Source organism: Aphanizomenon sp. CS-733/32, assembly GCF_028330045.1.
In the GTDB taxonomy this organism is placed as follows: domain Bacteria; phylum Cyanobacteriota; class Cyanobacteriia; order Cyanobacteriales; family Nostocaceae; genus Dolichospermum; species Dolichospermum gracile.
The window spans coordinates 1-11,183 of record NZ_JAQMSE010000100.1 but is presented as its reverse complement, the minus strand read 5'-3'; the positions used below and the strand labels follow the sequence as shown (position 1 = coordinate 11,183).

Here is an 11,183-nt window from a genome sequence, read left to right as displayed (position 1 = left end):
GTACTTGCAGATGGGACTGTTGGGTAATCCATTGTACCCATATATCAGGTGCTAGACTGATTAATCTTTTACTGCCTATATCTGCTTTTTTTGCCACTGGTTTTATGCGGGTATTTGAGATTTCATCAATTAGCGATCGCTATACAGAGTTAGAACAACTATACCCGTTCTGGTGTTTTATGAAAAATTCTAGGAGCGATCGCCATTGTTTTTACAAATCAAGAGAATTATCTGTGAACCAACTTTCTAAATCATCCATACCCCGAAAATCTAATAAAGCTTCTCCTAGAGATTCTAATTCAGGAATGGTGAGCGATCGCACTTTTTCCTCTTGTATGGTAGTTAAATTACCACAACGGCGTTTTAACAAACGAATAGTTAGATTTGCTTCTCCTTGTTGGACACCTTGTTGTAAACCTTGCTGGACACCTTGTTGTAAACCTTGTTGGACACCTTGTTGTAAACCTTGTTGCAAACCTTGTTTCTCCCCAATTTGCAATACTTCTTGATAAAAACGGGTTTGAGTCACATCAGCTTCTTTGAGGTTAAGCATTTTTTGAATCTCCTCTATGGTTAATTTACTGAATTTGTTCACCAATATCGCTTCTACTAAGTCTAATTTTAGCCTAAATTCTGTTTCCGATGTTGCACTGTCTAAAATTTGTCTCGCTTCTCCTGCTGCTTTGGCTTTGGGTGTGACTATTAATCTTAGTAGAGCTAAATTAGGACTTAAATTTTCTTGATCTAATAAATCTTCTAAATATAGTCTTTCTACTTGATTATTTAGTAAAATTTGATAAGGAATTTCTGATCCTAATTCGAGACGGTTATTTCTTAATATTAGTAATCCATGCCAATTTCTACTAATTTCATATTGGTCAAGATAGCTAAAAATACCCCGAAAATAGCGACTATAAAATTTTGTATCTCTTTGCATTTGTGCTTCGAGAAATACTAGGGGTAAATCAGGATTTTCATCCACTGGTGTGAGTAACCCATCTAACCGCACTTCTTTTTCTTTGATGACGGGGGCGCTATATTCAAATTCACAGTCTTTAGGAATACCGGGTATTAATTCGGTTATTAATCCTGGCTGATTTAAAAATATTCGGTAAAATAATTTGTCGGTTTTCATTTTTATGCTAATTTCATCCTGGTCAATATCTCCCAAAATACTCTGAAAATAGGGACTATAAAATTTGGGATCTCGCTGCATTTGCGCGGCGATAAAAGTTAAAGGTATCTGATGATTATTACTAATGGGAGTTAATAATCCACCTAAACGAATTTCGTTTTCTTTGATTACTGGGGAGCTATATTCAAATTCACAATTAGAGGTAATATTTGGTATTAACTCCGCTATCAATGAGGGGCAGTTGATAAAAATTCGGTACAATAGCTTGTTTATTTTCATAGATTTTCTTTGATTATAGGACGATTGAGAAAAATACTGTGATCTATTAGCTCGTAATTCTACATACAGGGGTTTCCGCTCTTATGAGGTACATCTTAAGCCCCCTCCTCGCACCCCCCTCAATCCCCCCGCTGCGGGGGGAAGAAAAGGATAAACTTTTGATATTGGAGGGGGTTGGGGGTGGGGTTTTTGTACCTCATAACATCGGGAAGTGCTGTATTTTGAAAGTCTATATTATTAATATTTAATTCCTTCCATATACAATGAATCAGATTTATAAACTGTTCCATCGGATTCTGTATCTAAATTATAATTATTCCAAGCATTAACATAACTTTCTGTGGCACTTCTTTGGACAATATCTTTAAAGCCAAATTGCTTTAACAATATAGATAATGAATAACTATCATACATCCATTGATGCACTTCTCCGCTTAATCTAAATCTTCCTATTTTTAATGCTTCATATTCTTCTCCTAATATTAATCTTATCACCGTTTCACGGCGATAACTTGCATAACGTAAAAATCTATATATTTTCTTAATTAAACTTGGTTGATGATCTTTTATATCTAATTTATTCTTACCCATTTGTATTAAGTTTTTTGCTTCTATTCCACATCTGTTGATAATAAATTCTTGATTAAATATCTCTTTTTGGCTCAAATATTTGAGCATTTCACCACCTGATGTATTTCTCACTGTTTGGTCATACATTTCTAGAAGTATCCACTGATAATTATCATCCCATTCCCTAAATCCATTATTCACTTTATCAAAAGCTGCTAGATATGTTCTTGCTATTTCCTCTAGGTCTGGAACTACTACTCTTAAAATTCCTTGAGGACGTAATACACGATAGCAATCTTTGATAAAATCTTCTGCTTGTGCTTTAGGAAAATGTTCTAATACATGAGAATGATAAACAACATCAAAATAGTTATCAGGAAATGGAATTCCTTGTGTAAGATTATGAGCAATCACTCCATCACCAGTGGAAGTAAAATTAATGTTTGTCCATTCAGGGTGGTAGCGATTTCCGCAACCTAAATTAAGTAATTTCATATTTTCATCCGTGCAAATAAAAATCCCCAATATTGAGGTTGAGCAGGTGCATTATTTACATAAGGTGATACTTGTGATATGAACTCACGTATTAATTCTAGATTTAAACTGGCTGCTACACTTAAAAATTCATCTTTATTCAGACACCATCCTAAATACTCAGTATTGTAACCATATTCATAAGGGCGTTGAACCATAACATAGGATGCAACTTGATGGACAATGGGTAAACGAGTAATAAACAAATAACCACTGGTTGCTTCAGCTAAACCTTTTAAGGTATGTTGCCAATTTTGTGAATAATGCAATGATGTACTGGCAAAAACTAGATCAAATTTCCTACTTAAACAGCTTTCGTCACTGTAAAAATGAGCTTTTGGGAATAATTCTTGTCCATATTCTGCCAGTATGGGGACATCCTTGCAATGATAATTTATGATTAAATCGGGAATTAATTTTTGACTAATTAGATAATAGTGACCAATTCCCCCTCCCCAATCTAACAAAGATAATTCTGATTTTTGACGTGAAGCTAAAGCCAAAACATAGCCATAGGTGATGACAATGTTATGAAACATGATATTGGTACGTTCTTCTGAACTGGATTCAGGAGAAATGCCAAAAGGTAAAGTTGTCTCGAAATTTTTAATAAAGGTTGGCCAGTTGGCTTTATATGCTGCCAAAACAGATTCAATATTCCATCCTTTAATATTAGAATCTTGATTTTGTCTTTGCCATCCTTCAGGGATATATTCCCATTCAATATAGTTGGGAGTTTTGGATTTTAAGCTATTTCTAATTTGTCTTATTCCCTTCCATAGTAATGGTGGAACTATTTCTCGGAAAAGACTTTTCGCTGTATTTAATTTGCTCATAAACCTCAATAACCCCTTTAACAATATAATCAATTTCCTCATCTGTTAGTTCAGGGTATAGAGGTAAACTAACAATTTCAGATGCTAATTTTTCCGTTAGAGGTAAAAATTTACTTTGCTCTTGAAATTCAGAGTAGGATTCTTGTAAATGCACAGGAACAGGATAATGGATAATTGTGGTAATACCTTGTTCTTGAAGCAATTGTTGAAAGCGATCGCGTTGGGGTACTCTAATCACATATAAGTGATAGACATGAAACCGTTCTGAGTCTTCAAAAGGGCAAATTATCCCAACTGCTGAAAAAGCTTGATGATAACGTTGGGCAATTTCTCGACGGCGTTGATTCCAAGCATTTAAATAAAGTAATTTAGCATTTAAAATAGCCGCTTGCAATTCATCTAGCCGACTATTAAATCCCTTGATGCTGTGATAATAGCGCTTTTCTTGACCATAGTTTCGCAGTTTAGTAACTTTTTCGGCAATCTCTTGATTATTAGTTAATACCAAACCCCCATCACCAAAAGCCCCTAGATTTTTACTGGGGTAAAAACTGAAACAACCAGCATCACCCATAGTTCCCGCCATTTGATTTTTATACAAAGAACCATGAGACTGGGCGCAATCTTCAATCACGGCTAGATTATATTGGTGGGCAATTTCCATGATAGGAGTCATATCAGCGCATTGTCCATAGAGGTGAACAGGTACAATGGCCTTGGTTTTTGAAGTTATCCTCTCTGCAATTAAGGATGGATTAATGGTATAGGTGGTTTCATCAATATCAACAAATACGGGAATTGCCCCCGCAAAAGAAATTGCTGAAAGGGTTGGTACACAGGTATTAGCAACGGTAATTATTTCATCACCATATTCTACACCACAAGCAACCAAAGCTAAATGCAAGGCTTCTGTTCCCGAACCAACTCCAACCCCATACTTAGCATTACAATACTCAGCAAAATTTTTCTCAAAACGTTGTACTTGATTTCCTAAAATAAACCAGCCACTTTCGTAGACTTCACGAGTCGCTGCATCAATTTCTGGGCGAAGTTGATTATATTGACGTTTTAAGTCACCAAAAAGGATTTTCATAATTTTTAATTAAACTGTTAAATATTTTTCTAAATGTTCCTTGTAATAATTAATCATTTTTGTATATCCTGCTTTTAAGGAAGTTCGGGGTTGCCAATTGGTCATTTGTGAAAATTTACGATAATCTCCGTAATAATCCCCGATATCAATAAGTTTTTTTTCTGGTGGAAAAGGAATAACTTCAAATTCTCCGCTGCCATTTAATTCTATCAATAATTTGACTAGATTCAGCAAATTAATCGGCTCATTACCTCCGAGATTATAAACCTGACCATAACACTCTGGTTTGGCCCCAGCCATTACCAAGGCATCAACAACATCTTCAACATAATTCATATCTCTAATTTGTTGCCCGTCACCAAAGATTTTGATTTTTTCTCCTTGGATAATTTGGCGGACAAAAACTCCAATAAACCCCTGTCTATTATGTTTTAATAATTGTCGGGGTCCATAAGTATTTGTTAATCTCAAAGAAACTGTGTTCAGGTCATAGACATTATGATACAATGTATGATACCATTCCCCAGCCATGTTATTTATCCCATTGACATCGGTGGGATATAGGCGGTGGTTTTCATCAACAGGCAGGTATTGAGGCTTACCATAAATTTGTCGGGTACTGGCAAAAACCACCACGATTCTAGGGTTAAATTTGCGACAAGCTTCTAAGATTACAACTTGCGCTCTGGTGTTGATATCTAAATCGGTTAACGGGTCGGTCATGCTATCAATATGACTGACTTGGCCTGCTAAATTAAAGAGATAATCCTGATCCTTAACTAAATATTCCATACTGTGGGGATCGCGGACATCGGAAAAATTCACGCGGACTTGATTTTTAATGGGTTCAATATTAAATAAATTACCTCCGTATTCTGGAATCATGGAATCAACCAGTGTAACATCGGCTCCCCATTCTACCAATTGAATCGCTAGGGTGCTACCAATGAAGCCTAAACCACCAGTAATTAGAACTTTTTTACCTTGATAAGTTTCACGCATAATAATAGTATCTTCCTTGTCCTATATCTTTGATGACACTGCGAATAAACCGATATAAATTATCAGGTCTTTTCGGTGGTTTAGGAAAATTAACAATTCCTAATTTAAATCCGGGTGTAAGGTTTTGAATTTCCTGGTAGCTTTGATTTAACTGTTGATAATAAGGATAATAAACCCATTCACAAAGTTCTGGTTTGAGCGGGTAATTAGATAAATAGCCAATTTTGAAGGGATGGATTTTCAGAGCATGGAAATGATAAAAAATTAACGGGTATTCCTCAACAAATATATTTTCTCCTTTCTTGGTTAAGTTATATTGCGCTGCATTCCAGGGAGCAAGTCCAGATCCTAAATGTTCAACTATATGAACTCCTGGAAAGCGTTCTTTCCAGTCATCCAGATATTTCTGGTCGCCAAATTTACCATTTTCACATCGAGCATAGCACCATTCTATGCAGCGATCGCGCCACCACTTGAGAGCGTTTAATCCTTCAATGTTGCGACGGAACATCATAAATTGAACATTATATATGCCACTAGTTGCTGACTGATCATATTCAGGTAAATAGCGATGTTCTGTAAGCAAAATTGATGCGTTCTTTGCTTCTGTAAATATTGGCTCAGGGGATGAAAAGAACATTAAATCTGCATCTAAGTAGGTTACAGTGTCAACATGAGGTTCTGTATTCAGAACATATAAAAGGGTTGAAGGTGTACAAGTCCAGCAATATTCTCTTTGAGTTCTTTGTGGTTTAATTTTTAGTAGTTCTGAATCTTCAAATTCTGATAAAGAAACTAAAGTTACTTTTTCCAGATTTAGTTTTTGTAAGAGTTGATAGGCTAAATCATCAAAACAAATAATCCAGAGATGAAATTCACCTGCATGGCTCAGTAGTGAGCGGTACATCACCAAACCACGAGTTAAGTAGTTACTATCGAATAAGGTAACGTAGTAGTTCATAGTTTATAGCTTTTTGTAATTGTTATAGAATTTAGTATATTTTATATACGTTTTGCCATTTTCAACTCATATCATTTTTCTGATAATCTCATTCAGTTGAATTGCACGTTGAGCAAAGGTATGATCTTTTAAAGTTCTGGCTTGTCCCGCTTTAGCTATCGCTTCCCGTTCTTGAGGGTGATCTAATAACCATTTGACCTTTTCAATACATTCCTCTACTGATTTATAAGTTACAACTTCTCGACCTGGTTCAAATAATTCGGGTAAATTATCTTTCCAATCAGTTAATAAACAAGTTCCCACTCCAGTTGCTTCAAATAATCGCATATTAGATGCTGAGTTTTGGGAAATATCAATGTGATTATTAAAAGTTATTTTTGAGTTGTACAATCCTTGGAACATTTCTATACCAAAAAGGGGAGGATTAGCCTTATTGACAATGATATTGTCTAACTGATTAGGTAAACTAGGACGATAATTCATGTTGATATAATTTTTGATTTTAGGAATTTGCTGCAAAATATTTTTCCCAAGTTTAATTTTACTAATTGACTGAACATTATCATAAACAAATGCCCTTAAATTATTTAATAATTTGCCTTTTGCAGTAGGACGATATACATCACAAAAAATTTCTATATTAGTTTCTCGAATTAATGTTTTAATTAAAATTGCCCGTTGATTATGAGCTTGTTTTCCAGGCATAATCGAGCCTATAAATGAGCAGTCTATAAATGGTTTGTGAGCAGTATTAATTAAATTTAAAATTCGGGGTTCAAAAGCGTGTCTAAAATATTGTGCTTGATGACCTAATGCTTGAAACGTTGTAATTAATTCAGGAATATTTGACAAAACAATGTCATAAGCAGAAAAGACTGAAGCATCACTATAAGGTGCGCCACACCAGCCTAACACTAATTTAATTGTTGGGCATTCTGCCCGTAGTTGGAGAATAAACTCTTGTGTAAAGCTACTATAGTCATCAACAAAAAGTACATCCGGTTTATAGAACTTAACTTGTGCTTTGGTAATATCCGTGAGCCAATTCTGATCATTATATGAAACATCATGCTCTTTTGCCCACATTTTTTGCATAGGTTCAGCATTAGCAATCTGTTCCCATACTTCATAGCCAATTTTACTGAGGGAGTTTGTCCAAAAATCTGCCCAGCCAAAACAGTCCAACACCATTTTTTGATGCTGGATTTGGTAGGGTTGAGTTACTAATTCAGGGTGTTTGGTGTAGAATTGGGTTAAGTAGCTGGAATAGTTGGTTGAGATTCGGATTAGGCGCATAAATTTTTTCTAATCAATTTCTAACTTAAAAATTAACGTTCTCATTGTTTTAGCAAGTAATACATAACCTCTTTGTTCTAGAAATAAACATACTTTGGAAGTATTGATATTTTTTAAAGAACTCAATTCCAAATCTTCTACTAAAATTACTTTAGGTTTATATTTATCCCAGTTATTGGAACTCACAACTTGATAATCTAAACCTTCAACGTCAATACTCAAAAAATCAATTGTTTGTTTAGGAGGTAGGTGTTTATCTAAAACTTCAGCTAATGTGTGAGTTTTCAGTTGAGTTTCAGCAACTATTTTGTAGTTGCTTGTCGTAATACGTTCCTGGGATAAAGGTAAAGAGAAACTATTTAGTGCTGGTTCGTCAAATTCATAATAAGTTAAAATTTCCGATTTATCAGAGATAGGAATTTCCAAATTAATATCACGGGAACGCAAATCATCAAAAATCTTCATGCTACCAGGCATTGCATCAATGTTAATCCCGCTCCATCCTTTTAAGTAGAAATAATATGTATTAGAAAATCTTTGAGGATGGTGCGCTCCTACATCAACATAAAAACCTCCTGATTTATCGTTAAATAACTCCGCTATAACTATGTCTTCTCCATCTTGTGAGAAAGAAAGACGATGATGTGAGTATAAATCTTTAGGATAAAAATAAAAATTCTGAAGAGATGTCAGAATCTTTATACCTTTCTTTATTATTTTTAAAAAACTCATTTTTAATTTTTGAATCCTCTTAGAGATATGGCTGTATATCTGACAATCTCATAAATGCTAAATGAGTAGCTAGAGGAAATGGATATCCTCCACTACCAATATCTAACACTTTTTCTCCTTCTTTGATATCAAAGTTTATGTATTGTTTTTGATACGAAAACCTTTCTTGTTCCATACCACGTCCTTTTTTAAGGAACTCAATATTTAAGTGTAATTTATTTTGAATAAAAGTTTTGATTCTGTTTTTCATTGTCTTTACCTCTTAATGTTTATAAAACCTAATTTTGTTTTGAATTTATGCCAAAAAATTTGGGGAGAGTTCAATAATAGCTTAAAATTTTCCTGAATCCTATCTAACTTTTGATACAAAGCTTTTCCAGTTTGAACTTTGACTGCATAATTAAAGTATAAAGGATAATTAATCGCAGAATTTATCGGATTAATTACATTAGTATATAACTGAACTTGAGCAGGATTTTCAAAGAAGATATTGTGATTTTTTACCCCCCTAGTAAATTTAGCTAAATGCCATAAATCATCTATTCTTTATTCTTTTTAAAAAACTCATTTTTAATTTTTGAATCCTCTTATAGATATAGCTGTATATCTGACAATATCATAAAGCTTAAGCAACTTTAACGACTTTATAATTTGGATTTTTATCATTTGCCTCCAAGTTTTTGGATTAATTTTTTGAAGAGATTTATTTTTGTAGGTAAAATTCCATGAATCTACTTGTTTTAAATACTTAAAATAATTTTGTCCGCAATTGACAATATAAAAACCATACTTGATGCTACCAGTTTTTGGTAGTGGTGGAAGTTTACCAGATAATAAGTTTACTAATTCTGAATGAGATTCAGGCTGATAACAGGCCCCCAAATCTTCATAAAGGGAACGTCCCAGTAAAATAGAAGGCTTACCATAAAAATTTGCCTCTATTCCCATAGTTGAACCAAAAGTTATTACAACATCAGCAATGTCAATCAACTTGTAACTGTCTACATTTGATTCAGGAGGATAGTGAATAGCATTTTCACTTGATTCTCTGATAACTTTATCTATAACTTTTCGTTCACTATCACCGCAGGTTTTTAGATTAGGATGCCACCTTACAATTAAATCATTTTGAGTAAAAATACTCTCTTCTCTCAGTATTTTTTTGATACCATCATAATGATCTACATAACAAACACCTCGATAATCTGACATACCAAAGTTTTCCCAATAACTACTAGTAAATATAACAATCTTTTTTCTCTCATTATTTATAACATCGGGAACATCTTTAAATTCTTGTGCAAAATGGATATATCCCGGATAGTTAGCACCGCCATATCTTTGAGTCTTAAAAAAAGATAATGCTTCTTGATTTACTAATTCCATACCATTATTTTCAATAGCTTGTTCATATAATTTATCCATAAGTACTTTATTAGCAGTCAGATCATGGACCTTCAATGCTGCAAGGGTGATATACGTACTTCTCTTGCCTCCTGAAATGTAAACTTCACAAGATACGCCCTGGTCTCTTGCAGCATAACATACTGGACCATCCGCAGAACGTCTACCATTCCAAACATAGGTTTTATCAATCTTTTTATCCTTGATGATCTGACGAGTATGTTTGTATAAAGATATAGAATTACTAAGCATCTCACACACCTTTAATTGTTTTTTATCTAAGGAAAAAAAACAGTCTCTTTCATCATCAACAAGTTGTGATGCAACAAGTTCACCAAATGGAATATCATTAAATTTAAATTCAACTAGTTCATTTAAACTGGAAAATTCTGGAAATGTTAATTTATCGTGATAGAGCGATACTCTCAAGTCATGAACCTTATTTTTAAGTATTTCCTTAAGAGTATAGTCAGTTTGATGCTTACATGATAAGCAAAGAGATTTATCATGATTAGAATTAGCTGGACAAGAGACTAAATCCCCATCGCAGGAAAGAATATAAACATCATCACCCTCGGCTAAGTGTTTTAGTGCTATCTCTACGGTTTCGGCGTGGTGAATAGTCCACAATGCTATATGTGAGTAAATTAAGATGTTCATAAGATGTAAATGTGTAATTAACCCGGTTGAAATGATAGTATTTTTTATGAGCACCAATTAGGTAACTGGTTTTATGTAATTGCGTGATTTTATAAAAGCCCATGCCCCAACCGTCTTGAGTATATATGGTCAATACTAATTAGTATATGGGCGATCGCTTATGTAATCCGCAAGAATCAGCTAATTAACCCTGATAAGCCGATTACAAGTAGTTTTAACATCATCTTTAAAATCATAAGGTTTCGATGTACGTTTTTGCTGGCATTTCTAAAGTATATTCTTCAAGAGCGATAGCGAAACGCTGCTGCAAGCAGTTCGCTCGACAATTTTCACTCATTTTTTACCCTGAGTTATTTATTTTATCATAAACAACGACCAATTTGAGATTTCATAAATTAGCGATCGCTTTCAAGATCAACAGTTTCAGATCCCGGACTTCTCTAAGAAGTCGGGGATCTTATTTAGATACTAAAAAAGAATAGGATGAATGCGACCAAGCACTTCTGCTAATAACCACTCAGGGCAAATACAGATCAGTTCTGCCTTTCTTGAGCGATAATCCAATGAACGCAGCTGATCGCACATCACTACGCCTTTAATAGGTTGATCATCTGGAATCTCAACGTAGAAAGGATTTTTACGCTTAGTATTACTGATAGGACAAACAAAAATAAAACCTCG

At 34.2% G+C, this 11,183-nt stretch carries 11 protein-coding genes; all 11 read right to left on the bottom strand.

What is annotated here, in order from left to right:
* Nucleotides 1-211: 211 nt before the first annotated feature.
* Nucleotides 212-1,414, bottom strand: coding sequence for a DUF2887 domain-containing protein (locus PN471_RS07640; RefSeq protein ID WP_271776334.1), 1,203 nt, complete (start codon nucleotides 1,412-1,414; stop codon nucleotides 212-214).
* Between the two features lie 237 nt (nucleotides 1,415-1,651).
* On the bottom strand, nucleotides 1,652-2,479 hold the full coding sequence (locus tag PN471_RS07635) for a class I SAM-dependent methyltransferase (RefSeq protein ID WP_271776333.1): 828 nt from the start codon (nucleotides 2,477-2,479) through the stop codon (nucleotides 1,652-1,654).
* On the bottom strand, nucleotides 2,476-3,354 hold the full coding sequence (locus tag PN471_RS07630; protein WP_271776332.1) for a hypothetical protein: 879 nt from the start codon (nucleotides 3,352-3,354) through the stop codon (nucleotides 2,476-2,478). The genes PN471_RS07635 and PN471_RS07630 overlap by 4 nt, the downstream gene beginning before the upstream one ends.
* Entirely contained in the window at nucleotides 3,275-4,447 is a 1,173-nt protein-coding gene (locus PN471_RS07625) for a DegT/DnrJ/EryC1/StrS family aminotransferase (protein ID WP_271776331.1), read from the bottom strand. The genes PN471_RS07630 and PN471_RS07625 overlap by 80 nt, the downstream gene beginning before the upstream one ends.
* Before the next feature lie 9 nt (nucleotides 4,448-4,456).
* Nucleotides 4,457-5,449 carry an NAD-dependent epimerase/dehydratase family protein gene (locus PN471_RS07620; RefSeq protein ID WP_271776330.1) on the bottom strand — a complete coding sequence of 331 codons (993 nt, stop codon included), beginning with the start codon at nucleotides 5,447-5,449 and terminating at the stop codon, nucleotides 4,457-4,459.
* A complete protein-coding gene (locus tag PN471_RS07615; protein ID WP_271776329.1) occupies nucleotides 5,442-6,410 on the bottom strand; it encodes a hypothetical protein in 969 nt (322 codons plus the stop codon). Before PN471_RS07615 ends, PN471_RS07620 begins: the two co-directional genes overlap by 8 nt.
* Nucleotides 6,411-6,476: 66 nt before the next feature.
* Nucleotides 6,477-7,706, bottom strand: a complete 1,230-nt coding sequence (locus PN471_RS07610) for a CgeB family protein (RefSeq protein WP_271776328.1) — start codon at nucleotides 7,704-7,706, stop codon at nucleotides 6,477-6,479.
* Between the two features lie 9 nt (nucleotides 7,707-7,715).
* Nucleotides 7,716-8,438 (bottom strand): FkbM family methyltransferase, encoded by a 723-nt coding sequence (locus PN471_RS07605; RefSeq protein WP_271776327.1) that lies wholly within the window; start codon nucleotides 8,436-8,438, stop codon nucleotides 7,716-7,718.
* 19 nt (nucleotides 8,439-8,457) lie between these two features.
* The gene (locus tag PN471_RS07600) at nucleotides 8,458-8,688 is read right to left on the bottom strand and encodes a hypothetical protein (RefSeq protein WP_271776326.1); all 231 of its coding nucleotides are present in this window, start codon (nucleotides 8,686-8,688) and stop codon (nucleotides 8,458-8,460) included.
* A 320-nt stretch (nucleotides 8,689-9,008) separates the two neighbouring features.
* On the bottom strand, nucleotides 9,009-10,502 hold the full coding sequence (locus PN471_RS07595; RefSeq protein WP_271776325.1) for a capsular polysaccharide export protein, LipB/KpsS family: 1,494 nt from the start codon (nucleotides 10,500-10,502) through the stop codon (nucleotides 9,009-9,011).
* Nucleotides 10,503-10,970: 468 nt separating this feature from the next.
* On the bottom strand, nucleotides 10,971-11,183 hold a 213-nt coding region (locus tag PN471_RS07590), incomplete at its 5' end, for a type II toxin-antitoxin system PemK/MazF family toxin (RefSeq protein WP_271776324.1).

Bases quoted from the DNA above. Each gene is read 5' to 3' on its own strand.
- PN471_RS07640 (WP_271776334.1), bottom strand. From the start codon at position 1,414: ATGAAAATAAACAAGCTATTGTACCGAATTTTTATCAACTGCCCCTCA.
- PN471_RS07635 (WP_271776333.1), bottom strand. From the start codon at position 2,479: ATGAAATTACTTAATTTAGGTTGCGGAAATCGCTACCACCCTGAATGG.
- PN471_RS07630 (WP_271776332.1), bottom strand. From the start codon at position 3,354: ATGAGCAAATTAAATACAGCGAAAAGTCTTTTCCGAGAAATAGTTCCA.
- PN471_RS07625 (WP_271776331.1), bottom strand. From the start codon at position 4,447: ATGAAAATCCTTTTTGGTGACTTAAAACGTCAATATAATCAACTTCGC.
- PN471_RS07620 (WP_271776330.1), bottom strand. From the start codon at position 5,449: ATGCGTGAAACTTATCAAGGTAAAAAAGTTCTAATTACTGGTGGTTTA.
- PN471_RS07615 (WP_271776329.1), bottom strand. From the start codon at position 6,410: ATGAACTACTACGTTACCTTATTCGATAGTAACTACTTAACTCGTGGT.
- PN471_RS07610 (WP_271776328.1), bottom strand. From the start codon at position 7,706: ATGCGCCTAATCCGAATCTCAACCAACTATTCCAGCTACTTAACCCAA.
- PN471_RS07605 (WP_271776327.1), bottom strand. From the start codon at position 8,438: ATGAGTTTTTTAAAAATAATAAAGAAAGGTATAAAGATTCTGACATCT.
- PN471_RS07600 (WP_271776326.1), bottom strand. From the start codon at position 8,688: ATGAAAAACAGAATCAAAACTTTTATTCAAAATAAATTACACTTAAAT.
- PN471_RS07595 (WP_271776325.1), bottom strand. From the start codon at position 10,502: ATGAACATCTTAATTTACTCACATATAGCATTGTGGACTATTCACCAC.